Origin of the sequence: Microbacterium sp. RU33B (assembly GCF_900155915.1) — a bacterium.
Classification (GTDB): Bacteria; Actinomycetota; Actinomycetes; order Actinomycetales; family Microbacteriaceae; genus Microbacterium.
Genome location: NZ_FTPO01000002.1, coordinates 796,725 through 818,971 on the forward strand (window position 1 = coordinate 796,725; position 22,247 = coordinate 818,971).

Here is a 22,247-nt window from a genome sequence, read left to right on the forward strand (position 1 = left end):
AAGTGGGACATCGAGGGGCGAGGTCAGCGCGGGGCAGGGAGGTCGAGGGCGAGCCAGGTCAGCGGACCGAGATGGATGCCGGCGTGGCCTGTCTCGGTCGTCAGGCGCAGGGTGCGTCCGGTGCGGTCGAGGTTGGCGACCAGGACGCGTTCGCGGCCCTCCGCGTCGGCGCCGCCGATCGCCCAGATCAGGCCGTCGGGGCTCGCGCCGTGCAGCAGGGCGGTGCCCGAGAGTGCGGCCAGAGCGCGGATCGCGTCGGCCACGGGGCGGTCGGTGCCCGACGCATCGCGGATGCCTCGGGGCCCCCACTCCTCGAAGAACGTCAGCGTCTCCACGCCCGGCACGGCAAGGGCAGCCGCGCTCGCGATCGTCCAGGCGGCGAGCTCCTCGGCGTCCTGTCGAGGGTCGGCGAGATCGAGAAGCGCGGGACCGTACCCGTCGCGGAGGTCATCGTGGGCCGCTCGCGGCGGAGGCGTCGTCGCGACGTCGTTGAAGTGCGGACGCAGGCCGATCGGCCCGATGTGCACGGGCACGCCCTCGGCCCCTGAGCCGGTGCCCGCGCCCTCGGTCGCCGAGCCCGTCGACGGGCCGCCCGCGACCGATGCGGCGATCCGCACCGCCTGCGCGGCGACGAGCCGCTGCATCGCGAGCGACTCCACGAGCTGCTCGGTGCCGAGGCTGTGGAACAGCGGCGTCACGCTGAACACGATGCCGTCGAGATCGGCCGGCAGGCGATGGTGCTCCCGGTTGAGCTCGGTGAAGTGGGAGCGGGCCCCGCCGACGACCGCCGCCGAGACGCCCGCAGCCGCCAGCGCGCGCCGGAGCGTCGCGATCGCAGCGGCATCCGAAATGTGCCGCGCAGCGCCCTCGGGCTGGAAGGCCGTCACTCGCACGACGTCGTGGTCCCGCAGCGCGGCAACGCCCGCGGCCAGCGCGTCGTCATCGGCCAGGACGAACTGCACATCGAGAGGAAGCCCGGATGCCGCCGCCCGGCCGAGAGCCGCGCGCCAGTTCCTCGTCGCGAGATCGAGCTCGACCAGCACGGCCGAGCCGACCGGAGCGACAGCGGGGGCAGGGTCGGGGGCGGTCGACGCCGCGACCGCGATCGCGGGGAACGCTTCGCCCGAGGTCAGCGCGATCGTGTCCGTCATCGGGATGCCGGGCGCGGCATCCGTCGTGGCGACCTCGATCTCGAGCGTCTGCACCACGCGGTCGCCCGCGGAGATCGGGTAGGGGAACGGCAGGGAGAGGGGCCGGCTGTACGTCTTGAACGAGGCATCCGTCCAGTTGCGCTGATCCTCCATCTCGAACACGTCGCCGTCGAAGCGCAGGCGCACGTCGAGGCCGCCGTGCGTCCACGCGAGCCCGGAGATGTCGCGCACGGGCTGGTGCGGGCTGATCGACTCCGGGAACGCGGTCGCCTCCTCCCTCCCGTCGGGGTGGGTGACGCGCAGGTCGGCCCCCGCGAGGGCGGGCGGATGCAGCACGACGAGACCGGTTCGATTCGTCTCGAACGGATGCTCCGACTCGAGGTCGGCGATCACGACGAGCCGGGCATCCCGGGCCTCGACGCGCACGACGCCGCGGAACGACGAGCCGAGACCCGCCGACCGCACGTGCAGCGTCAGCGTCGCGTCGGTCTCGCGGACGCGATCGACCACGAGCGGCGCCGTGTCCCAGTTGCGATCCCGCACGACCGCGCGCACCGCGCGCAGGACGGGCCGTCCGTCGTACGCGATGTCGGCGAGCTCGTCGTCACGGAGTTCGAGCGACCACGGGCCGCTCGACCAGGAGGCGTGCTGCGTGATCCAGTCCATCGTCAGAGCGAGGTCATTCCGCCGTCGACCTGGAACGTGGCGCCGGTCGCGAAGGCGCCGTCGTCGCTGGCGAGGTAGACCATGATGCCGGCCACGTCTGCGGGCGTGCCGGCACGCCCGATCGGGATGCGGCTGACGATCGCGGCGCGCGCCTCGGGGTCGTCGGTGATCGCGGCGACGAGGGGGGTCTCGGTGTACGCGGGCTGCACGGTGTTCACGCGTATGCCTCGATCGGCATAGGCTGCGGCGACGGTGCGACCGAGGCCGTGCATGCCCGCCTTCGAGGCGCTGTACGCCGTGAAGTCCTTGCCCTCTCCGTTGACCGCGGTGGGGCTTCCGGTGAGGATGATCGATCCGCCGCCGAGCGCGAGCATCGTGCGCACGGCGTACTTCACCGTGAGGAAGGCGCCCGTCAGGTTGACGTCGATCGTCCGCTGCCACACCTCGAGCTCGAGGTCGGCGATCGGCGCGTCCTGTCCGAACAGCTGCACGCCCGCATTCGCGACGACGACGTCCGGCGCCCAGCCCGCGGCCTCCGCCTCGGCGAAGCCGGCCGCCACCGACGCCTCGCTCGAGATGTCCATCGTCACGGCGCGGGCGTTCTCGCCGATCGCGGCCGCGGCCTCGCGCGCACCCTCGCCGTTGCGATCGGCGAGGATCACGCGCGCCCCCTCGGCGGCGAAACGCTGCGCGACGGCGAGACCGATGCCGAGCGCGCCGCCGGTGATGAGGGCGGTCCTGCCGTCGAGCTGACCCATCGTGCTACCTCTTGATCTCGTCGAGGTGGAGCATGCGCGCGAGGTTCTTGTCGAGCTCGTCGTCGCGGAAGATCTTCTTCCAGTCCTCCTTGATGATGCTCTCGCGACCGTAGTCCATCGCGATGAGGCACGCATCGCTGAACGGGTTGTCACCGCGGAGCCCGTTGGCCAGGGCGACCTGCGTGTGGCCGTACAGGATGCTGCGCGCGGCCGCCTCGGGAACGCCCATCGTGTTCACGGCTTCGGAGAGTGCTTCGTTGAGGAGGGCGCCGATCATGCAGGCGACGGTCTCGACGAGAGTCGGCTCGAGCTGGGCGAGCTGCTTGATCGTCACCCAGTGCACATCGATGACCGGCGCGTAGATCGCACGCACGGTCGCCTCCACGATCGCCTTCTTGGCTTCGTCGTCGGACTCGATCGCGGCGATGGCGTCTTGCGGGGCGGCGATGCCGCCAAACGTGTCGGCCCACTGCTCGGGGGTCTCTCGCTGCAGGAAGATCGACGGGTGGCACGGGTGCGCGACGGCCTGGATGACGTCGTCCCGCGTCGTGAGAAGTCCGGCGTACGCGGCGGCCGGGTCGAGGGTCAGCACGATCGCGCCGGCCTTCAGCTGCGGCACGAGGTCGGCGGTGACGGGGCCGAGGGCGAGATCGGGAACGGCGAGAACGACGATGTCGGCGTCGGCCACGGCGGTCGCGGCATCCGTCAGCTCCCGCCCGGCGTCGAGCGTGCGCTGCTGACCGGCGGGGGAGTTCTCGACGTATCGCACGTCGTGACCGGTCTTCACGAGGTTGTCGGACACGCGCATGCCCATCTTGCCGCCGGCTCCGACGACGGCGATGGTGTAGGTCTCGGGGTGGGTCATGACGTGCTCCTGAGGTACTCGAGGGTGGTGCGGGTCCATTCCCGCTCGGTCTGGATGGTGGTCTCGGCATCGCCCTGCCAGGGCAGCCAGTGCTCGACGATTTCGTTGATGCCCCGCTCCCGCGGACGGACCGTCTCGAGCAGATGCGCGTAGTCGTGCAGTCCGTCGCCCATGGGGGCGCCGGAGTACGTGAAGCCCACCCAGCCGGGCTGGCGGGCGAACGCGAAGTCCTTGACGTGCACGTTCTTCACGTGCGCCGCCGTGAGCGCGACGGCGTCGCGGGGCAGCTCCAGCCGCGCCGTGACGTTGGCGGGGTCGAGGCAGACGCCGAGGCTGTCGCTCTCCACGCGCTCGACGACCGAGACGAGATCGGCGGTCGCGACCTGCTCGTACGTCTCGAGGGCGAGCACGACGCCGGATGCCTCGTAGGCCGGCATCGCCCCGCGAAGCCATTCGACGGCCTGGTCGAGCGTCGGTCGGGAGTCGGGTCCGTAGAGCATGCTCCGTACGAGCGTCGCCTCGAAGGTGCGGGCGAGCTCGAGGAAGCGCGCGAGCCGCTCGGGCTCGATCCCCTTCGTGCCGAGCTCGATCGTGAGGCCGAGATCGCGTGCCGCGGCGGCGGCCTCGGTGAGCTCGGCATCCGTCATGTGCTCGAGCGGCTCGAAGTCGCAGATCTGGAACAGGTCGACCCCGAGGTCGCGGGTCGCGCGGAAGGCGTCGATGAGTGAGAGGCCTTCGGAGTGCTGCCAGAAGAACGCGTACGTGCCGAGGCCGATCATGCGCGTTCTCCCGCCCGTACGGCCGCGAGGGCGGCGGCTTCGTCGATCACGGCGAGCAGGTTCGCGGGGTCGTGCGCGAACCGGCCGAGGAAGAGGCCGTCCACCGCACCCTCGAGGCGTTCGAGCAGTCCGGGTCCGGCGGATCCGCCGTACACGACGGAGGAGTCGGTGCGGCCCGGGAGGGCGTCGAGCGCGGAGCGCAGGGCGCGGGCGACCGGGAGGATGTGGTCGGGTCCGGCGGGTTCGGGGGCGCCGATCGCCCAGACGGGTTCGTAGGCGACGATGACACGTCCGGCCTGCGCGGTGGCGAGCGCGGAGTGGAGCTGATCGACGGCGACGGTGGCGGCATCCGATGTCTCGTAGGTCTCGCCGATGCACAGCACCGGGGTGATGCCGCGGGCGAGCGCGGCGGCGGTCTTGGCGGCGACGACGTCGTCGGTCTCGGCGAACAGCCGGCGGCGCTCCGCGTGGCCGATCTCGGCGACGCGCACGCCGATCTCGGCGAGTTCGGCCGCCGTCACTTCGCCGGTGTAGGCGCCGGGCTCGAACGCCGAGACATCCTGCGCGCCGATCACGACCGGCGTGCCGGCGAACGCGTCGACGGCGCCGACGAGCTGCGGGTAGGTCGGGATGACGAACAGCTCGACGGCTCCGGATGCCACGGCGGGGTGGGCGCCGGCGGTGGCGGCGACGCGCGCGCACCACTGCAGCGCCTGATGGTGACCGAAGTAGGTCTTCAGGCTCACCCCGACCGTGACGGGTGCCATCAGCAGGATCCGGTGGCTTCGTACTCGCCGATGACGGCGACCTTGTCCGCCGACGCGGAGGCGGGGTCGAAGCGGTAGGTGAGCCATTCGCGCACGAGGCGGCGGGCGAGTTCGATGCCGATCACGCGCTGGCCCATCGTGAGCACCTGCGCGTCGTTGGAGAGCACCCCGCGCTCGACGGAGAACGAGTCGTGGGCGGTGACGGCGCGGATGCCGGGCACTTTGTTCGCCGCGATCGCGACGCCGAGCCCGGTTCCGCAGATGAGCAGCGCACGGTCGGCGTCGCCGTTCGCGACGAGTTCGGCGGCGGCGATCGCCACGCGGGGGTAGGCCGTGTGCCCGTCGGCATCCACTCCCACATCGACGACGGAGGCGACGCCGTCGCTGTTCTCGAGGTCGGCCTTGAGGATCTCCTTGTAGTCGAAGCCGGCGTCGTCGCTGCCGATGACGAGGCGCAGGGGTTCGGTCATGTCAGTTCTCCTTCGAGGCGGCGAGGGTCTCGCCGATGGCGGTCACGATGAGGGCGAGGGAGTGCGCGCCGGGGTCGGGGATGCCGACGCTGTGGTGCCCGTGTGTGCGGGCGCGTCCCATGCGGGGGAGGAGGTCGGCGGTCGCGGCCGCCGCGGTGGTCGCACGCGCGGCGGCGGTGCGCCACGCGTCGGTGAGCGATGCGCCGGCGTCGACCGCGGAGCTCAGCGCAGACGAAAACGGGACGAGCGCGTCGACCATCGTCTTGTCGCCGACCTCGGCCTTGCCGTAGTCCATGACCCCGCTCGCACCGGCGGCGACGCCCGCAGCGACATCGAGGGGCGAGGGGGAGCCGGCGTCGCCGAGCTTGGCGGCGAGGGAAGTCAGGATGACGCCCCACAGCGCACCCGAGGTGCCGCCCGCCCTGTCGGACCAGGCATCGGCCGCGCGCTCCAGCGTCGTGCCCGCGCCGGCGCCGGCGGCGACCGCGGCGGTCGCCGCAGCCAGCGCGGCGTGCGCGCCACGCTGCATCCCGATGCCATGGTCGCCGTCGCCGGCGATCGAGTCCAGGCGGCCGAGCTCGTCGACGTTGTCGTCGATCGTCCTCACGAGCACCTCTAGCGCTGCCGCGACGGTGATCGCCGACGCGCGAGACGCGTCGTCGCCCGGCACGATCTCGACGACGTCGGCGACGGCATCCGATGCCTCCGACCGCTGCTGCGGCGCGACCGAGCCCCGGCGGTACGCGGGAGTGTCGACCGGGGTGTCCCACAGGCGTTCGAGCTCCTCGTCGAGCCAGAACAGGGTGAGCGAGGTGCCGGCCATGTCGAACGACGTGCAGTACTCGCCCACATGCGGGTCGACGATCTCGAGTCCGGCGGTCTCGAGCAGCTGCGCGATGCGACGGTAGACGACGAACATCTCCTCGTACTTCAGTGACCCGAGACCGTTCAGGATGGGCACGACCCGCGTGCCCGCCCCCTCCGGACGCTCGTCGAGCAGCCGCGAGACGAGCAGTTCGGCCAGGCCGTCGGCGGTCGGGATGTCGGTCTCATCGACGCCCGGCTCGCCGTGGATGCCGAGCCCGACCGCCATCCGCCCCTCCGGGACGGAGAACAGCGCGTGGTCGGCACCCGGGAGGGTGCAGCCCGTGAACGCGACGCCGATCGACCGGGTGCGCGCGTTGGCCTTGGCGGCGACCGCCGTGACGCCGGCCAGGTCGTACCCGGCTTCGGCCGCCGCGGCCGCGGTGCGGAACACGGTCAGGTCGCCGGCGATCCCCCGCCGCTTCTGCTTCTCGGCAGGAGACGCGGAGAAGATGTCGTCGGTCACCGTGACGGTCTCGCACGCGACGCCCTCGGCGCGCAGCCGCTCCTGCGCCGCGTCGAAGTTGAGCACATCGCCGGCGTAGTTGCCGTAGCTGAAGAACACGCCTCCGCCGTTGTCGGCCGCCTTCGCGACCGCGAACACCTGCTGCGTCGACGGCGACGCGAAGAGGTTGCCCATCGCCGCGCCGTGCGCGAGGCCCGGTCCGACGAGCCCGCCGAACGCGGGGTAGTGGCCCGACCCGCCGCCGATCACGACCGCCACCTGACCTGCGGGCGACTGCGTCGCGCGCACCACTCCGCCGGTCACCCGGCGCACCGAGCGGGCGTTCGCCGCCACGAAACCGTCGATCATCTCGTCCGCGAAATCGGCCGGGTCGTTCCACAGTCTGGTCATCGCTTCGGCGCCTCCTGCGCCTCCTCCTCGGTCGAGGCGGGCTGCGCGGAATCCACATCCACCGGCGCGAGGCGGTTGCTGCGCGCCAGCAGGATCATGAGGATCGCCGACACGAGCATGACCCCTCCGACGATGAACATCGGGGCCTCGTAGCTGCCCGTCCAGTCGCGAACTGCTCCCGTGACATACGGGGCGCTGAAGCCGGCGAGATTGCCGATCGTGTTGATGAGCGCGACGCCGGCGGCCGCGGCCACGCCGGTGAGGAATCGCGTCGGGAGCGTCCAGAAGTTGGGGAGTGCCGAGAAGATCGCGCTGGCAGTGATCGTGATGACGGCGATCGTCGCTGCCGGGGAGCCGGCGAACAGCGCCAGGGGGATCGACACCGCGCCAGCGAGAGCCGGGATCACGATGTGCCACGTCTTCAGGCCGCGCTTGGACGCATCCCGCGACCAGAAGTACATCGCGACCGCCGCCGGCAGGTAGGGGATCGCGGTGATGAGGCCCTTCTGGAACACGTCGTAGGTCTGGCCGGTCTGGGCCTGGAACCCCTCGATGATCGTGGGGAGGAAGAACGCGAGCGCGTACAGGCCGTAAATGAAGCCGAAGTAGATGAAGGAGAGCATCCACACCCGCCCACTTCCGAACGCGAACCGCACGGACACGTGCTTCTCGCGGGACTCGGTGGCCGACTTCTCCTTCTGCAGCGACTCGGTGAGCCAGACCTGCTCCGCCGGGGTCAGCCACTTGGCGTCCGCCGGCTTGTCCTTCAGGTAGAACCAGGCGATGATGCCGACGACGATGGCGGGGATCGCGACGCCCATGAACATGAAGCGCCACCCCTCCAGCCCGAAGAACACGCCGTCCTGCTGGATCAGGGCGCCCGCGAGCGGGGCGCCGATCACGGTCGTCAGGGGCTGCGCCAGGTAGAAGAGCATGAGGATGCGGCCGCGGTACTGCGCGGGAACCCAGAGGCTGAGGAACAGGATCGCGCCGGGGAAGAAGCCGGCTTCGGCCACACCCAGGATGAAGCGCAGCGCGACGAGCTGCTCGAAGTTCTGCACCCAGGTGAACAGCAGCGCGACGATGCCCCAGCTGACCATGATGCGCGCGAGCCACTTGCGGGCACCGAACTTGTGCAGCGCCAGGTTCGAGGGCACCTCCAGGAGGATGTAGCCGATGAAGAAGACGCCCGACGCGAAGCCGAACTGAGCGGCGCTCAGCGCAAGATCGTCGTTCATACCGTTCGGAGCGGCGAAGCCGATCGCGGTGCGGTCGAGGTAGTTGATGAAGAACATCAGGGCCACGAACGGCACGAGCCGCGTGGACACCTTCCTGATCGCCGACCGGGCGACGGGGTTCGCCTCGGCGGAGGGGGTTTTCGTGTCCACATTGACTCCTGGGTAAATCGACATCGATCTGCTGGGATGACCTGCTCCGACCCATATTGACAAACCGGTTGACCAATTGCAAGAGATTCGAGTGAACCGGTTGACCGAAAACCCAGGTGCGGGCAGTCCGGAAGGTAGATTGTGCCCATGCCCGCATACCCCGGCGACGGTTCCGACGCGATCGCTGCCGCGCTGGGCGTGCTGCCCTCCGGCACCCCGGTGTCGGAGGTGGCGCGCCGGCTGATGGACCTCTTCACGAGCGGGTCGATCGAGCCCGGCACGCGACTGCCCCCCGAGCGGCAGCTCGCGTCGACGCTCGGCGTGGGTCGCTCGGCGGTGCGCGAAGCGCTCGCCGCCCTCGAGATCCTCGGGATCGTGGATGTGCGGCCCGGGTCGGGCACGTATCTCCGCGGAACGGCGAGCGAGCTCCTTCCCCAGACATTGCGGTGGGGGCTGCTGATCGGGCCGCGCAAGACGGGGGAGCTGCTGGAGCTGCGCGCGGGTCTCGAGATCTACGTCGCCCGGCTGGCCGCCGGGCGGGGCGAGGCATCCGCCCTCGCGGAGATCGACGCGTCGCTCGCCCGCATGCGCGACACCGTCGACGACCTGGGCGCGTTCGCCCGCGCCGACCTCGACTTCCACAATGCGCTGGCAGCCGCCGCGGGCAACGGGCAGCTCATCGACCTCCTGCACGTCGTGCGGTCGCTGCTGCAGGTCTACGCCGACCGCGCCGTGCAGGACGAGGCCGAGGCGCGGACCGCGATCGAGGAGCACGATGCCGTGAACCGCGCCGTGCGGGCCGGAGATGAGGATGCCGCGGCATCCGCGATGGCCGTGCACATGGCCACGGCGGCGGCGCGGCTGTCCGCCGACGCCTGAGGTCGGATCCCCAGATGGCGAAGAAGCGCCCCGCGTCCTCTCGAGGACGCGGGGCGCTCTGTCTTCACCGCTGCGGGCGGTCGCACACGCCCGGGGGTGCCCTGACCCGTTCGGGCACGGGCGGCGCGGCGGCTCGACGGCCGTGAGGAGCCGATACCGGCGCTCCGTGAGCTCGCCGGCGAGCGTCCGTCGGCGATGAGTCCGGCGCCGTGCCGATGACCACTCCGGGCAGAAGGCCCGACGCGGCGAGGATCGCGGCGAATTCGCGCGCGACCCACTCCGGATCGTCGAACCGCCCGTCCCGCGTCTCCGGCAACAGGACGATCGCAGCCGATGTCATCACGGCTCCTCCCGACACGGCATGGGCCGCCCGGTCAGGCGTCGATGCTGCGGTCTTCCCGCTGCACGATGCTGTCGCGGTCGGTGACGTGGATCTTGCGGGGCTTGGCCTTCTCGGCGATCGGAATGCGCAGGCGGAGCACTCCGGCCGTGTAGTCGGCATCGACCTTCTCGGTGTCGAGGGCGTCCCCGAGCACCAGCTGGCGGCTGAAGACGCCCCACGAGCGCTCGGTCGCGACCGCATTGGCCGCGTCCGGCATCCGGCTCAGACGCTCGGCACGCACGGTCAGCACGTTGCGCTCGACGTCGATGTCGATCTTGCCCGGATCGACCCCCGGCAGATCGAGTTCGACCACGAACTCATCGCCTTCTCGCCACGCATCCAGGGGCATGTGCGAGGGGCGGCTCATCGTCCCGAAGACCTGCTGCGTGAACCGGTCGAGGTCGCGGAACGGGTCGTGTTGCATGAGCATTTCTTGATCTCCTCCATTTCACTTGTCGGTGTTCGAGTCGACGATCTATGTCGACTGCAGTAGATTTTGTACCTCGAAGAACGAAGATCGTCAAGTGCGAAATGAACGACGAGTGGGGGATGCCGTGACGGAACGGATCGACCGGGCGCGAGGCGTCTACAGCATCGCCGTGGCCGCCGACATGGTGGGGGTCGGCGAGCAGACACTGCGCCTGTACGAGACGAGGGGGCTGCTGACCCCCGACCGCACCGCCGGCGGCACGCGCCGCTACAGCGAGGACGATCTCGACGTCGTCCGGCAGGTCGTCGCCCTGCTGTCGGACGGCATCAACATCGCCGGCGCCCGGCGGATCCTCCATCTGGAGGAGGCCAATCGCGCACTCAGGGCGCAGCTGGCCGCCCTCTCCGCTCCCTCGGCGTGACGACCGCTCCGCACTCTCCGGCGGGGGTCGCCGCTCGGTCCTCGGAGGGGGTCAGCGCAGGATCCTGTCGACGAGCTCGTCCACGGCCTCGTCGATCGACAGCCCGGTGTCCAGCGGCACGGTCAGACGGTCGAGCATGAGGCCGTCGATCGCGTAGTGGAAGAGGGCGATCTCGGTGCGTCCCGCGGGCAGTCCGGCGTCGTCGGTGAAGGCGATGTCGTCCTGGAACGACCTCTGCCGCCACGCGCCGAGCGCCTCGGCCACGGCGGGGCGCCGGGCGGCCTCGAGTCGCAGTTCGAAGAGCGCGAGCGACACGGCGGGATCGGCGGCGAGCCTGCGGACCACGTCGCGCACGTAGTCGGCGAAGAGCGCGCGGTCGCGCGGCCGGGTCGCCGCGTGGGGGATGGCCTCGGGATCCGGCGTCAGTCGCTCCTCGATCCGGTCGACGAGGGCCTCGATGAGCTGATCGCGGGTGGGGAAGTAGTTCGAGGCGGTGCCGCGAGGCACGCCGGCGGCGGAGTCGACGGCTCGATGGGTCAGGCCGCGCGCGCCCTCCTCCGCGAGAACCCGGATGCCGGCGTCGGCGAGGGCGGAACGTCGGACGTCGTTGCGAGCCATGCCGCCCATGCTAGCCAGACCACGACACCTGCAGTACATTAACTACGACACCTGTTGTGATTGGAGTGCTCATGCGCGAACTCGTCTACTACGTCGCCGTCAGCATCGACGGCTGCATCGCCGACCCGGAGGGCGGCTTCGACGCCTTCCTCTCGGACGGTGACCACACCTCGGTCGTCTACGGCGAATACGCCGACGCGCTGCCCGCTCATGCGCACGCCGCCCTCGGCATCGAGCCGCCCCGAACCCGATACGACACCGTCATCATGGGATCGCGAACGCTGGCCCCTGCGCTCGAGGTCGGGATCGCCAGCCCCTATCCGCATCTCCGCCAGGTCGTGGCGAGCAGGCGCTCGCGCGAGCTCGATCCTGCCATCACCGTCACGGATGACGCGCTCGGCGTCGTCCGTCGGCTCAAGCAGGAGAGCGGACTCGACATCTGGCTCTGCGGCGGCGGCGAGCTCGCGGGCGCCCTGCTGCCGGAGATCGATCGCCTGGTGCTGAAGCGCCACCCGTTCGTGTTCGGCTCCGGCATCCGACTGTTCGGCGACGCCCCGTTCGACGCGCGGCGCTTCGCGCCCGCCGGGTCGCGATCCTTCGCCTCCGGAGTCGTGATCGAGGAGTACGTCGCCCGCCCGGCGTGAGGGGCTGATCGAGGTGGAGCGCCGATCGGGTCGGCGCCCGCCGTAGCGCCGCGTGCCGCTCTGCTGCACACTTTCCCCATGAGAGCTGCCTCGCGCCGTTCCGCCGTCGTCGCCTCCGTTCTCGTCGCCGGTGCCCTGGCCGGCTGCACGGTCGGGGAGAGCGCCGCGCCGGAGCGCACCCAGACCCCGATGGTGAACCCGAATCCCGCGGCCGACGCCGTGGCGGTCGTGACGCCCGAGCAGATCGAGGCGGCGGTGGCCGACATCCCGCGGTCCGTGCGTGCGGCGATGGATGCCACCGGCACCCCCGGCATCGCCGTCGGCGTGGTGCACGGCGACGAGGTGATCTTCGCCGAGGGGTTCGGCGTCCGCGATGTCGACAGTGGAGAGCCCGTGGATTCCGCGACGGTCTTCGCCCTGGCATCCGTCTCGAAGTCCGTGGGATCGACCGTGGTCGCACGCGCGATCGACGAGGGGATCGTGTCGTGGAACACGCCCGTCGCCGAGAACCTCGAGGGGTTCACGCTCTCCGACCCCGTGGTCGGGGCCCGCGTCACGATCGCCGACATGTATGCGCACCGATCCGGCCTGTTCGAGCACGCCGGGGATGAGCTGGAGGAGATCGGCTACGACCGCGAGGAGATCATCGAGCGGCTGCGCCATATCCCGCTCGAGCCGTGGCGCGCGGTGTACCACTACGGCAACTTCGACATCACGACGGCGGCGGAGTCGGTCGCGCGTGCCTCCGGGGAGGATTGGGCGAGTCTGTCCGAGCGGCTGGTGTACGAGCCTCTCGGCATGACGTCGACGAGTTCGCGCTTCGCCGACCTGGAAGAGCGCGAGAACCGCGCGCTCGGTCACATCCGCGACGACGACGAATGGATCGTCAATCCCGCACAGCGTCAGCCCGACGCGCAATCGCCCGCCGGAGGGGTGAGCTCCAACATCGACGACCTGACGACGTGGACCAGCATGCTCCTCGCAGCGGGCGAGCACGACGGCTCCCGGTTCGTCGAAGAAACGTCGCTGCTTCCCGCGATGTCGCCGCAGATGATCCAGGGGGCACCGAATGCCTGGGGAGCGCGGGCGGGCATGTACGGCTACGGGTGGAACGTCGGCACGACCGTCGGCGGACTCGTCGACGTCAACCATTCGGGTGCCTTCGCGATGGGGACGGGCACGATCGTGAAGATGCTCCCCGGGGCCGACATCGGCATCATCGTGCTGTCCAACGCCGCCGCGAACGGCGTGGCCGAGGGCATCGCGAATCGCTTCATGGACATCGCGCAGTTCGGCGAGGAGCGCCGCGACTGGCTCGACTTCTTCATCTCGGTGTTCGAGCAGCTCTCGAGCGAGCCGCTCGGGGAGTTCGACGGACAAGAGCCCCCGACGGATGCCGCGCCGCCGGCCGACCTCGCCTCGTATGCCGGGGAGTACGCGAACGAGTACTTCGGCGCCGCTCGGGTCGAGGTGCGGGGAGGGGAGCTCGTTCTCAGCCTCGGGCCGACGGGACGATGGCCGCTCGAGCACTGGTCGGGCGATGTGTTCGTCTTCCGCCCGACCGGGGAGAACTCCAGCCCGACCGCGGTGTCGCAGGCGACGTTCGACGGCGCGACGCTCGTGCTCGAGTACTTCGACAGGCACGACCTCGGCACGTTCACCCGGGCGGCGCCGGCGGGCTGATCCCGCCGAGCAGCCGGGCCCCGCGGCGCGATCCGATGCGGCGTCCGCGCCGAATCATCTGTGTGGACGACACCTTTCCCGCATCGCCGAACGGCGTGGAGCGCCGCGGCCCGGCGCTCGGCTCGCGGGATCGCGACTTCGGCCTTCGACGGCGTGCGCTGACGACGGCCGGCGGCCGGGTCGTCGTGCGGGCGGGCACCGCCTCGGGCGACACCGCGACGATCCTGCTCCACGGCGGCGCGGGATCGTGGACGACGTGGACACCGCTCCTGCGGGCGGCGGAGCGGTCGGGGCATCCGCTGACGGATGTCATCGCGATCGACCTGCCCGGGTGGGGGGAGAGTCCCGCCGCGGCATCCGGTGTCGATGTGGCGCAGCTGAGTGCCCTCGTGCGTGACGTGGCGCGGTCGCTGGGCTACGAACGGTGGATCGTCGTCGGGCACTCTCTCGGCGGATTCCTCGCCCTCGACATCGCTGCGCGAGCCCCGGGGGGCACGCAGGCGGTGCTCCTCATCTCACCCGCCGGTCCTGCGGTGCTCGAGGCGATCCGACACCCGCTGCGCGGAGGTCTCGCCCTCCCCGGATTCGCCGGGATGCTCCTCGCCATGCGGGTGCTCATCGCCCTGGGAGCGATGGGGCGGCGCCTGGTGAGCGCGCTCCAGCGGATCGGTGTCTTCCGCGTGCTGTGCGCGCCGCTGTTCGCCCGGCCTGCACACGTCCATTCCACCGTCATCCGTGCGCTCTCGATGGAGCTGCGTCCGCGCGCGCTGATCGACGCGGCGCGAGCGGCGGCCGCCTACGACGAGTCCGCGTGGCGGGCGATCGCCTGCCCGGTCCGGTCGATCCGTGGCGAACGCGACGTGTTCGTCGCCGAGGGCGACGGCATCGGCTTCGCGAACCTCATCCGCGACTTCGACCAGACCACGGTGCGCGACGCCGGCCACTTCGCCGCCGTCGAGCGTCCCGAGGCGGTGCTGCAGGCTCTTCGCGCCCTCGCACCCGCGGCGCGCGTCCGGGCCGGCGCATAGGCTGACCTGGTCGCGGGCGCGATTCCCGCTATGAGAGCCGACGTGGAGTCCGGATGAAGCTTCTTCTCACCTCAGCAGGTGTCACCAATGACAGCATCCGGAGCGCGCTCGTCGAGCTGCTCGGCAAGCCGATCGAGGAGTCCACGGCCCTGTGCATCCCGACGGCCCAGTACGGTCATCCGTGGGTCGGACCCGGGGTGTCGGCGTGGGAGTTCATCAGCGGGCGGTCGGAGAACCCGATGGTGGACCTCGGCTGGAAGTCGGTCGGCGTGCTCGAGCTCACCGCGCTGCCGAGCATCGACGACGAGCGCTGGATGCCCCTGGTCCGCGAGGTCGATGCGCTCGTCGTGGCCGGCGGCGACGCCCTCTACCTGCACCACTGGATGCGGGAGTCGGGACTGGCCGACATGCTCCCTTCGCTGTCGGAGACCGTCTGGCTCGGGATGAGCGCGGGGAGCATGGTGATGACGCCGCGGATCGGGCGGGAGTTCGTGGGATGGATGCCGCCCGCGGGCGATGACCGCACGATGGGCGTCGTGGACTTCGCGATCTGCCCCCATCTGGCGACCGACGGCGGACCGGGCAACCCGTTCTCCGCCGCCGAGAAGTGGGCGGCGGATGTCGGGCATCCGTCGTACGCCATCGACGATCAGACCGCCATCAGAGTGGTCGACAGCAGCGTTGACGTCGTGTCTGAAGGCCGCTGGCACCACTTCGCGTGAGTCAGCTCGGGTCGCCCTCCGCGCGTCCGAAGTTCACGAGATGCCCGGCAGGGTCGCGCACCTGCGCGACGCGCTCGCCCCAGGGCATGTCGGTGGGTGCGCGTTCCGCGACGGCTCCGGCACCCAGGGCGGAGGCGAACGTCGCATCCACGTCGTCGACGTAGAACCACAGAGCCGCTCGATCGCCGGAGGCGACGGGGTCGGTCGTGTCGGGATCGTGCCCGATGCCGAGGGATGCCGGACCGATCGCGAGCGAGACGTACACGTCGCCGTGCTCGCCCGGGAAGCGGAACGTCACCTCGGCGCCCAGAGCCTGCTCGTAGAACGCCACGAGAGCCGGCAGGTCGCGTGTCGAGAGGATGGGGAACAGAGCGCGCACGGTCATGGCGGTCACGATAGTCCCGCGGGCGCCTGTGCCTTTGGGTCACGGGGCTGAGGGCGATTCGGGGGCTCGCTTCACGGTTCGTCCTCGAGACTTTGCTTGCCGCGGGGCTGAGCTAAAGGGTGGTGCTGTGCGACCTCCGGTGATCACGCGGCGAGCGGCGCCTGAAGCGAGCTCCACGAACAGGTCAACACATTGGGCTCCGTTCAGTCGACGGCTCGCCGATCATTGGGGCGCGATCGAGCGTGGCCTAGACTCAGACGAAAAGGAGCCGAGAGGACTAGCGCGCAGCAACTCAAGGAGTGCAAGATGGCGGCCAAGTCATGAGAATTGTGCTCCACGTTGTCGAAGAATTGCCGCGTGAATACGTTGAAGAGAACGCCCAGCGTTACCTTGATCTGCAGACCGGGATAGTCATCGCGATCATTGTGTCGGCCATCATCGCTCTCATCCCCCTCGCATTCGCGATCTGGGGCATCGTTCAGAGATCTCCAGTTTTCACGATTCTTGCTTTAGTAGTCGTGGGTGTGGTCGTGGCCTTCGGGATTGCCGTCATCACGAACCTGGACCGCCAGCTTGCAGGCGTCCAAGTGTCCCGGACACAGTTGGAAGGACGCGTCACAGCGGTTGTCGAGCGAACCACCAGAGTGTCAACGGTTCGCCTCGACTCGCAGTCCAGATCACTGCTCGTCAACGGCACCGTCAATGAGCTCAAAGTGGATGAAGATGTTCAGCTCGACTGCGCGACTATCGACGGTGCGATAGCGCTCTACACACCCTGCGAGCTCGTCGATGCGGGGTTAACAATTGAAGATCGCGCCTCATCATCCATGAAGTGGTCCAAGTACAGATCGACGCTACGGCCAAGATCACCACACTCAAACTAATCGCAAGAGCATTCGCCTTCATGTGAGGCATCGGGCGAGCGCCCGATTCGTTGCCAGGGAGAACTGACTGATCGAGTTCTATCTCAACCGTGCGCTCCGACGCCAATGTGTTCGTATGAGGCGGGTTCATCGGGCATGGGACCGTCCGGGGTATCTGACCCACCTGCGGCCGCCCGGGCATCTCTCCGACACTTGGCGGCGTCTCACGGACGAACTTTGCGTCCCATTGAGCGTCGCCGACATTCGCCGCGCGGCATCGTCCGACCGCACGCGAACATCGCCGCCCGCAGAGGGACGGTCATTCGGGCGGCCGTGCTTCGAGTTCAAACCGCAGAGCTTGTCTCGCCTTCGAAAGGCGAGAGCGAGCAGTAGAGGCATTGATGCCTAGTACTGCGGCGGCCTCGTGTGAGGGCAACCGATCCCAGTAGATGAGGCGTATCAGTTCCGCGTCCTGATCGGAAAGAGCGCTCATCGCGTCTTTGAGCTCTCTGACGTACGGCCCGTCAACCTGCGGGGGGTTAGTCGTCATGTCATCGACGAGTCGCTGTACCGCAGCTGACCGCCGTGACATAGTTCGACGGGAGCTGAGCATGACGTGTCGTGCTGTCACGAACAGCCACATGCGGGCTCGAGTGGGGTCGGTTGGGACCTTCCTGTGCAGCTTCCACGCCGTCAGAAGCAACTCACCGTACGCCTCCGCGGCGTCGGCGGGGTTGGTGAGGCGGCGCTGAAAATACCGCCACAGGTCCGCTTCGTTAGCGCGGATCACCTCGTCGAAGTGGCTGGCTTTGCGTTTGTCCTGTGCCATCAGCTGCAGTCGGTGGTCTGACTGCTCAGCGATACTTCATGCCCTACCCTCAACTCGTGGCCTCGGGCCAGAAGTTCGGCAAACAAGATGTCCCCAACCAGCTGGCTGAGCGCGAACTGACGAAGCTCGTCTTCGCTCAGTACGACCGGCTCCTGGGGTCTCCCGTCACCGTCCACCGTGCTGCCCATGTCGGCCTCCAACTCCGCTTCCACAGCGCCCGTGTCAAGCGTGGTCAGGTCAATGCCGCCGACGATTGCTTTTGCGTCTTGGACCATGGGGTCGTCCTCAGAGACGCCGTCCCACTTCACAAGGAACCCTTGGAAACAGGCCGAACCGTCCGTCCGCCCGATCGAGAACACGTTGTCGGCCACCCAGCCCCATGGCGTTTCGTTTCCCCCGCCGGCCACCGCTACAGATCCGCCACCGACCACTAGCACTGAAGCAACGACACCCGCCGTCCACACCCGCAACCGACGACTGCGTCGGGCGCGGGCCTCAGCAAGAATTCGGTCCCGGTGCGACGACAGCGTGCTCGGTATCGCCGTCATCGGGATCCCGACCTCGAGAACACGGTCAAACTCTGCGTCTTCCATAAGTTGCTCCTCTCGTGAACACCCTTCACTAGAGACATGTCCGCCGGGCCGACGATTGTCCAAACAACATCGCATTTCTGGCGTCCGCGAGTGGAGAGCTACCTTCGCTAAATTCGAGTCCCTGACAGGCCGCCAACTCATATGGAGCGTCGACGACACCGCAGAGGGATCGCTGCGATTCACACACAAAGCGATACGGGCGACTCGCCGCCTCCGGCTGCCATTAGTCTGAGCCGACTGACGTGACATGGGGTGGGTCGGAGGAGGAGTGTTGGTCAAGTCGTCCATGAGCCCGTTCAGTAGGACCGGCTCGATCATCAACGTGATTTTCTGCTCACTCCTTTCTGCCCCCATGATGGACGGCCGACTCCTAGAAGCGACGTCGCCAACTGTCGGGCACAACTCACGCTGATCACTGACGGATCGTTCGCCGGGCGCCGGGGCTTCCCATCACGAGTTGGCGACAGATTGATGTGCTCTTGCCGTTGAGGAGTACTAAAGATGGGTGGAGACGGATCGTCGTATCCGCGGTCGCCTGCGCCACGATGGGCGTCACCGGGTGTAGCGCCGTAGGCAGCGCCGGCGCCTGTGTTGAACCAACCGTGCACGCATCGGTGGTGGAGGCCGCACCAGGCGATGTCGTCCGAGTCGCGGGCATGTACTGGCAACCGTGCAACGACACGAATCACGCGAGCGACCCGCCGTGGCCGGAAGTGACCCTCTCATGGGTGCAGGATGGACGCCCTTATGACGAGCAGCGGATCCTGATCAGTGACGGCAGGTTCGCGGGTGACTTCGAGATTCCGGCTGAGGCAGGCGCCGGCACCGGCACCATCGAAGTCCATGCCGCCGTCTACACCGTTCAGGTCGACCTTCTGATCGTCGCAACCCAGTGAGATGGCGCGTTCGACGATCCACGAGCGGAATGCGGCGAGCACTGGCGCCCTTGGTCCTCTCCGGTCCTCGGAAGGCGGCAGCTCTGGTCTTCAGGTGCTTGTCTTCCACCATCTTGATGAGGGCGAAGACATCGACATTGCAACCATCGGGAATGTCCCTCATCTCGGTGCCCTAGAGGGCATTGCCTACACTGTTGCCAAGACAAACGACGGTGTCGCGATCCGGGCAGAGTTCGCGGCAGCCACCGAGTCAGCAGCTCGGGCGATCCAAGGGCGTGAGTCCTACGTGGGTGCACCCGGACAGGGCTGATCCCCGCGCAAACCCCACGGTGGATCGAGGAGTCCGCTCGATCGGGTGATGCCCAACCGTGTGGGAACGCTACGGGAGGAGAACCACCCGTCGTCACTAAGCACTAATCCGAGCGGTTCATCTCGAACGCTCGCAGGGCAGACGAGTGCCTCGCTCGTGACGGAAGCGGCACCGACGGTATAGATGCGACACGCGCGCCCCCACCCAGGATCGCGCACCGAGAAAGGCTCGACCTTCCACTCAATGAAGACTGCCACGCCGAATTGGTCGCCATCGCGCGGGCCACTCATGATGACTAGTTTCGTCCCGGGTACGAGCTGACCGGTCGCTTCTTCGAGGTACTCGGCAATAGCGTCGGCGCGGTCGACCCCGGCGGTATCGGTGGCTTCCGCGAGATCGTTGAGCTTGTCAAGGACGTAGGTGTCGGCTGTTCTTGCTGCCTCCGTGTCGGCGCGACTTTCAATGGGTTCGGGGACGCCCTGCACCCGACCGACGATGATCAGAATGACCGCCACAGCGACGACAATCACGGCAAGCAAGAGCCAGCGACTTGTCAAGTTAAATCGGCGGCCAGCGCTCATGTGAAATCAACCGACCTTCTGTTCAAGGAAGAGTTCAACTTCGCGCAATCGATCTCGCTCGAAAGCATTGATCTGTCCGACGCCCCCAGCCGTGCCCATCGCATCGGTCTCGTCGCATCGCTTCGCCAGGCGTGATGTCGCGGCCGACAACGGCGGCTTCGCAATGTAGAGCAGTCCTTGATCTGGGATCTTGAGGTGACCGCCCCACGAGATAACGCCGCCCGCCTCCATCACGATGTCCTCAAGGATCGTGATCTCGTTGGGGTAGAGGTTGCCTGTCGTTCCGAGTGGGAACGAATCGGGTCGGATGAGAACCGCGGTGCCGGACAACAGGTTCGATCGCTCAGGGGATGTCACCGCTCGATCTGTACTCAGCCCCTTGGCATCACCGTCGCGAAGTGCGTCAATCTCGTAGTTGAACCTGCGAACGGCGTGGAGAAGGACCCCCGCCGCGCTGCCGACTGCCAGCGTGATGCTGTGATTGGTCCCTTCAATGCGGAACACCGAGGACGGTCCTCCGATCGGCCATCCGTTCGCACTCTTGTCGCTCTTCCACGGTGTATTTGGTGTGCGGAGTGGCATCGCCAGCGCCGCTGTCGGGTGGCCACTGAGCGAGAGCCCCGAAGTAGTCACGCCGTCCCACTCACCGTTGAGATCGCCGGCGTGGTACCCCTTGCAGAAGCACGCCGCCTGAACGATCTTCAAGATGTTGACTCTGGTGCTGCTTCCAACCGGGCCGTGTGCTTCAAGCCGCGACATGGTCGTGGGGCCGAAGCTATTCGATAGGGCCGTGATGCCAAGCTCGTGCTGCAATGCGCGAGCTAGCGAATACATCGTTAGCCAACCCGTTCGTCCGTCCTCCGAACATTTGTTGTAGCCGGGGACATCCTTGTACGTGTCATTGACCCCTACCTGCGACTTCAAGACCAGGGGGTCCACATAGGGCGGCATCTACGCTTCACTCCCTGGGCTCTTGATTTCGTTGCTATGCGACTTGACAAATCTCTGGGGTCATCCATTGCTCCTATGCTCCCTGGGTGATCACCAGTGGCCGCGCTACTTACGCCGATTGTGGCGCATGTGAACCACGGAAAGCTCTCAAGATCAACGATAGGGTCGTAGCTCGTCACAGAAGAAGCAGCGTTCCCGTGCATACTCAGTGTGGCCGCTAGGCAGACAGAGTTGTCACTCCGTCGAGGCTCATTGAGGGAAGCAACGCTCTGTATCTCAGGCGCTGTGCAAGGGACCACGTTCAGTTAGGACCAAGTGAGTTCTTCGAGGGCTCAGAGGCCAGCAAGGCAGCCACTCAAGACCGATGAGCACCCCGCGTCTGACCCGGGAGGGTTCTCTGGGACTGGACGCCGAGTGGATTAGCGGCGCGAGAAGATGCGAAGCTAACCGGCATGAATCACATCGCCAAGATCGCAACGGTCGCTCTAATGGCGCTGGCTCTTGCTGGATGCACAGCCACGGTTGCTCAGACCGAGGAGACCGCGACTTCTCCGGCCCCGACCGCACAGGCGGTCGGTACGGACGGCTGCAAGCTGGTCACAACGGACAAGGAGGGGAGACTCTCCAGCCCGATCCTCGACGGCGGTGAGCGTGCCGGCGCATCCGGCCCCGCAATCCTCGACGCAGACGGAAACATCACCGGCTACCAGGTCGTCACGGGTGATGCGATCAGCGCGATCGCTGACAGATTCTGCATGGAGCCAAAGAAGATCTTTTACCGGAACGGCTGGCGACCCACGGAGTACCCGACGATCCCCATCGGCGCAATGCTCCTAGCGCCAAGCTTCTAGAAGCCAACACCGTACAGCCCCTGCTCGCCATTCCGGAGGTGCGCCTAAGCTGTAGCTGAAAGGGCGCGACCCTATGGTTGGACGACAACAACGATCTCTGCGGACGGCGGCACCGCGTACCGTGACTACTACACGTACCGCGGCCTAGGCACTGTCGAGATGCGGATTGCCGACATTACGTCGCAGGCTGACCGCCTGCCGGGCGCCGGTCCCGGAGCTCATTCGGTTGCGTACGTGAGTCGCCCGTCGTCCTCAGTTCCAGCGTATGCGTGCCGTGAGCTCCCGCTCGCGAGCTACTGCTTACGGGCAGTGCCCGGAGGTGGATCCACGAGCGTGCGCTAGCGCGGATGGAGTACCTGGACGCGGGCACGGGTCCCTCGGTCCGTGGGGAGCCGGTCACCGTACCGTGGCGTTCTGGGGTGGCGTCTACGCCCGGATCGCTGTTCGGACCGTGTCGATGAGGTGCTGTTGCGCGTCCAGTCCGGTGCGCGTAGGGACGAGCGGATAGACGTGCACCTGGCCGGCGGCCTCGCGCAGCTCGAAGGGCACGCCGGCTACACGGGCCTTCTCCGCGAGAAGGTGCGCGTCGGGGTTGAGAACGTCACGTGTCCCGGTGT

Annotated in this window: 24 protein-coding genes and 1 pseudogene; 9 read left to right on the forward strand and 16 right to left on the reverse strand. The window is 68.1% G+C overall.

Annotated elements, in window-relative coordinates:
* Positions 1-23: 23 nt before the first annotated feature.
* The 8 genes from B0B14_RS13315 to B0B14_RS13350 are packed head-to-tail and all read right to left on the reverse strand — an operon-like array spanning position 24 to position 8,471.
* The gene (locus B0B14_RS13315; protein WP_076682544.1) at positions 24-1,817 is read right to left on the reverse strand and encodes a D-apionate lactonase family protein; all 1,794 of its coding nucleotides are present in this window, start codon (positions 1,815-1,817) and stop codon (positions 24-26) included.
* Between the two features lie 2 nt (positions 1,818-1,819).
* Positions 1,820-2,575, reverse strand: coding sequence for an SDR family NAD(P)-dependent oxidoreductase (locus B0B14_RS13320; RefSeq protein ID WP_076682546.1), 756 nt, complete (start codon positions 2,573-2,575; stop codon positions 1,820-1,822).
* Positions 2,576-2,579: 4 nt separating this feature from the next.
* Positions 2,580-3,440, reverse strand: a complete 861-nt coding sequence (locus B0B14_RS13325) for a phosphogluconate dehydrogenase C-terminal domain-containing protein (protein WP_076682548.1) — start codon at positions 3,438-3,440, stop codon at positions 2,580-2,582.
* Positions 3,437-4,219 (reverse strand): sugar phosphate isomerase/epimerase family protein, encoded by a 783-nt coding sequence (locus B0B14_RS13330; RefSeq protein WP_076682550.1) that lies wholly within the window; start codon positions 4,217-4,219, stop codon positions 3,437-3,439. Before B0B14_RS13330 ends, B0B14_RS13325 begins: the two co-directional genes overlap by 4 nt.
* On the reverse strand, positions 4,216-4,986 hold the full coding sequence (locus tag B0B14_RS13335) for a triose-phosphate isomerase family protein (RefSeq protein ID WP_076682552.1): 771 nt from the start codon (positions 4,984-4,986) through the stop codon (positions 4,216-4,218). The genes B0B14_RS13330 and B0B14_RS13335 overlap by 4 nt, the downstream gene beginning before the upstream one ends.
* A complete protein-coding gene (locus B0B14_RS13340; protein WP_076682554.1) occupies positions 4,986-5,456 on the reverse strand; it encodes a ribose-5-phosphate isomerase in 471 nt (156 codons plus the stop codon). The genes B0B14_RS13335 and B0B14_RS13340 overlap by 1 nt, the downstream gene beginning before the upstream one ends.
* Before the next feature lies 1 nt (position 5,457).
* Positions 5,458-7,176 (reverse strand): dihydroxyacetone kinase family protein, encoded by a 1,719-nt coding sequence (locus B0B14_RS13345; protein ID WP_076682556.1) that lies wholly within the window; start codon positions 7,174-7,176, stop codon positions 5,458-5,460.
* On the reverse strand, positions 7,173-8,471 hold the full coding sequence (locus B0B14_RS13350; RefSeq protein WP_256714393.1) for an MFS transporter: 1,299 nt from the start codon (positions 8,469-8,471) through the stop codon (positions 7,173-7,175). The genes B0B14_RS13345 and B0B14_RS13350 overlap by 4 nt, the downstream gene beginning before the upstream one ends.
* 240 nt (positions 8,472-8,711) lie before the next feature.
* On the opposite strand from B0B14_RS13350, the gene B0B14_RS13355 reads away from it, so the two are divergent.
* Positions 8,712-9,443 (forward strand): FadR/GntR family transcriptional regulator, encoded by a 732-nt coding sequence (locus tag B0B14_RS13355; protein ID WP_076682560.1) that lies wholly within the window; start codon positions 8,712-8,714, stop codon positions 9,441-9,443.
* A 374-nt stretch (positions 9,444-9,817) separates the two neighbouring features.
* On the opposite strand, the gene B0B14_RS13365 is transcribed toward B0B14_RS13355, so the two are convergent.
* Entirely contained in the window at positions 9,818-10,255 is a 438-nt protein-coding gene (locus B0B14_RS13365; protein WP_076682564.1) for an Hsp20/alpha crystallin family protein, read from the reverse strand.
* 124 nt (positions 10,256-10,379) lie between these two features.
* Between B0B14_RS13365 and B0B14_RS13370 the strand changes: the two genes are divergently transcribed.
* Positions 10,380-10,676, forward strand: a complete 297-nt coding sequence (locus B0B14_RS13370) for a MerR family transcriptional regulator (protein ID WP_218642087.1) — start codon at positions 10,380-10,382, stop codon at positions 10,674-10,676.
* A 51-nt stretch (positions 10,677-10,727) separates the two neighbouring features.
* Here the strand turns inward: B0B14_RS13370 and B0B14_RS13375 are convergent, their stop codons facing one another.
* The gene (locus B0B14_RS13375) at positions 10,728-11,294 is read right to left on the reverse strand and encodes a TetR/AcrR family transcriptional regulator (protein WP_076682774.1); all 567 of its coding nucleotides are present in this window, start codon (positions 11,292-11,294) and stop codon (positions 10,728-10,730) included.
* 71 nt (positions 11,295-11,365) lie between these two features.
* On the opposite strand from B0B14_RS13375, the gene B0B14_RS13380 reads away from it, so the two are divergent.
* The 4 genes from B0B14_RS13380 to B0B14_RS13395 all read left to right on the forward strand — a co-directional run bounded on the left by B0B14_RS13380 (position 11,366) and on the right by B0B14_RS13395 (position 15,371).
* Complete coding sequence (locus tag B0B14_RS13380) at positions 11,366-11,938, forward strand: dihydrofolate reductase family protein (protein WP_076682568.1); 573 nt, start codon at positions 11,366-11,368, stop codon at positions 11,936-11,938.
* A 78-nt stretch (positions 11,939-12,016) separates the two neighbouring features.
* The gene (locus B0B14_RS13385) at positions 12,017-13,621 is read left to right on the forward strand and encodes a serine hydrolase (RefSeq protein ID WP_076682570.1); all 1,605 of its coding nucleotides are present in this window, start codon (positions 12,017-12,019) and stop codon (positions 13,619-13,621) included.
* A gap of 62 nt (positions 13,622-13,683) precedes the next feature.
* Complete coding sequence (locus B0B14_RS13390; protein ID WP_256714386.1) at positions 13,684-14,649, forward strand: alpha/beta fold hydrolase; 966 nt, start codon at positions 13,684-13,686, stop codon at positions 14,647-14,649.
* Between the two features lie 53 nt (positions 14,650-14,702).
* A complete protein-coding gene (locus B0B14_RS13395) occupies positions 14,703-15,371 on the forward strand; it encodes a Type 1 glutamine amidotransferase-like domain-containing protein (RefSeq protein WP_076682572.1) in 669 nt (222 codons plus the stop codon).
* A gap of 1 nt (position 15,372) precedes the next feature.
* Here the strand turns inward: B0B14_RS13395 and B0B14_RS13400 are convergent, their stop codons facing one another.
* Positions 15,373-15,756, reverse strand: coding sequence for a VOC family protein (locus B0B14_RS13400; protein WP_076682574.1), 384 nt, complete (start codon positions 15,754-15,756; stop codon positions 15,373-15,375).
* Positions 15,757-16,076: 320 nt separating this feature from the next.
* On the opposite strand from B0B14_RS13400, the gene B0B14_RS16390 reads away from it, so the two are divergent.
* Positions 16,077-16,640, forward strand: a complete 564-nt coding sequence (locus tag B0B14_RS16390; protein WP_143733721.1) for a hypothetical protein — start codon at positions 16,077-16,079, stop codon at positions 16,638-16,640.
* 298 nt (positions 16,641-16,938) lie between these two features.
* Here B0B14_RS16390 and B0B14_RS13405 read toward each other — a convergent pair whose 3' ends face one another.
* The gene (locus B0B14_RS13405; RefSeq protein WP_076682576.1) at positions 16,939-17,448 is read right to left on the reverse strand and encodes an RNA polymerase sigma factor; all 510 of its coding nucleotides are present in this window, start codon (positions 17,446-17,448) and stop codon (positions 16,939-16,941) included.
* Positions 17,448-18,041 carry a hypothetical protein gene (locus B0B14_RS16395; RefSeq protein WP_143733722.1) on the reverse strand — a complete coding sequence of 198 codons (594 nt, stop codon included), beginning with the start codon at positions 18,039-18,041 and terminating at the stop codon, positions 17,448-17,450. Before B0B14_RS16395 ends, B0B14_RS13405 begins: the two co-directional genes overlap by 1 nt.
* A 545-nt stretch (positions 18,042-18,586) precedes the next feature.
* Here B0B14_RS16395 and B0B14_RS13415 point away from each other — a divergent pair.
* The gene (locus tag B0B14_RS13415) at positions 18,587-18,937 is read left to right on the forward strand and encodes a hypothetical protein (protein WP_143733723.1); all 351 of its coding nucleotides are present in this window, start codon (positions 18,587-18,589) and stop codon (positions 18,935-18,937) included.
* Positions 18,938-19,219: 282 nt separating this feature from the next.
* Here the strand turns inward: B0B14_RS13415 and B0B14_RS16400 are convergent, their stop codons facing one another.
* Positions 19,220-19,828, reverse strand: a complete 609-nt coding sequence (locus tag B0B14_RS16400; protein ID WP_143733724.1) for a hypothetical protein — start codon at positions 19,826-19,828, stop codon at positions 19,220-19,222.
* Between the two features lie 6 nt (positions 19,829-19,834).
* Positions 19,835-20,533: a hypothetical protein gene (locus tag B0B14_RS13420; protein ID WP_218642088.1), complete on the reverse strand. Its 699-nt coding sequence runs from the start codon at positions 20,531-20,533 to the stop codon at positions 19,835-19,837.
* A 698-nt stretch (positions 20,534-21,231) separates the two neighbouring features.
* Here B0B14_RS13420 and B0B14_RS13425 point away from each other — a divergent pair.
* Positions 21,232-21,630: a hypothetical protein gene (locus B0B14_RS13425; RefSeq protein ID WP_076682583.1), complete on the forward strand. Its 399-nt coding sequence runs from the start codon at positions 21,232-21,234 to the stop codon at positions 21,628-21,630.
* Positions 21,631-22,056: 426 nt separating this feature from the next.
* Here the strand turns inward: B0B14_RS13425 and B0B14_RS16670 are convergent.
* Positions 22,057-22,247 (reverse strand): annotated as a pseudogene (locus B0B14_RS16670) (esterase); the annotation flags it as partial.

Bases quoted from the DNA above. Each gene is read 5' to 3' on its own strand.
- B0B14_RS13315 (WP_076682544.1), bottom strand. From the start codon at position 1,817: ATGGACTGGATCACGCAGCACGCCTCCTGGTCGAGCGGCCCGTGGTCG.
- B0B14_RS13320 (WP_076682546.1), bottom strand. From the start codon at position 2,575: ATGGGTCAGCTCGACGGCAGGACCGCCCTCATCACCGGCGGCGCGCTC.
- B0B14_RS13325 (WP_076682548.1), bottom strand. From the start codon at position 3,440: ATGACCCACCCCGAGACCTACACCATCGCCGTCGTCGGAGCCGGCGGC.
- B0B14_RS13330 (WP_076682550.1), bottom strand. From the start codon at position 4,219: ATGATCGGCCTCGGCACGTACGCGTTCTTCTGGCAGCACTCCGAAGGC.
- B0B14_RS13335 (WP_076682552.1), bottom strand. From the start codon at position 4,986: ATGGCACCCGTCACGGTCGGGGTGAGCCTGAAGACCTACTTCGGTCAC.
- B0B14_RS13340 (WP_076682554.1), bottom strand. From the start codon at position 5,456: ATGACCGAACCCCTGCGCCTCGTCATCGGCAGCGACGACGCCGGCTTC.
- B0B14_RS13345 (WP_076682556.1), bottom strand. From the start codon at position 7,176: ATGACCAGACTGTGGAACGACCCGGCCGATTTCGCGGACGAGATGATC.
- B0B14_RS13350 (WP_256714393.1), bottom strand. From the start codon at position 8,471: ATGTTCTTCATCAACTACCTCGACCGCACCGCGATCGGCTTCGCCGCT.
- B0B14_RS13355 (WP_076682560.1), top strand. From the start codon at position 8,712: ATGCCCGCATACCCCGGCGACGGTTCCGACGCGATCGCTGCCGCGCTG.
- B0B14_RS13365 (WP_076682564.1), bottom strand. From the start codon at position 10,255: ATGCTCATGCAACACGACCCGTTCCGCGACCTCGACCGGTTCACGCAG.
- B0B14_RS13375 (WP_076682774.1), bottom strand. From the start codon at position 11,294: ATGGCTCGCAACGACGTCCGACGTTCCGCCCTCGCCGACGCCGGCATC.
- B0B14_RS13380 (WP_076682568.1), top strand. From the start codon at position 11,366: ATGCGCGAACTCGTCTACTACGTCGCCGTCAGCATCGACGGCTGCATC.
- B0B14_RS13385 (WP_076682570.1), top strand. From the start codon at position 12,017: ATGAGAGCTGCCTCGCGCCGTTCCGCCGTCGTCGCCTCCGTTCTCGTC.
- B0B14_RS13395 (WP_076682572.1), top strand. From the start codon at position 14,703: ATGAAGCTTCTTCTCACCTCAGCAGGTGTCACCAATGACAGCATCCGG.
- B0B14_RS13400 (WP_076682574.1), bottom strand. From the start codon at position 15,756: ATGACCGTGCGCGCTCTGTTCCCCATCCTCTCGACACGCGACCTGCCG.
- B0B14_RS16390 (WP_143733721.1), top strand. From the start codon at position 16,077: ATGAGAATTGTGCTCCACGTTGTCGAAGAATTGCCGCGTGAATACGTT.
- B0B14_RS13405 (WP_076682576.1), bottom strand. From the start codon at position 17,448: ATGGCACAGGACAAACGCAAAGCCAGCCACTTCGACGAGGTGATCCGC.
- B0B14_RS16395 (WP_143733722.1), bottom strand. From the start codon at position 18,041: ATGGAAGACGCAGAGTTTGACCGTGTTCTCGAGGTCGGGATCCCGATG.
- B0B14_RS13415 (WP_143733723.1), top strand. From the start codon at position 18,587: ATGGGCGTCACCGGGTGTAGCGCCGTAGGCAGCGCCGGCGCCTGTGTT.
- B0B14_RS16400 (WP_143733724.1), bottom strand. From the start codon at position 19,828: ATGAGCGCTGGCCGCCGATTTAACTTGACAAGTCGCTGGCTCTTGCTT.
- B0B14_RS13425 (WP_076682583.1), top strand. From the start codon at position 21,232: ATGAATCACATCGCCAAGATCGCAACGGTCGCTCTAATGGCGCTGGCT.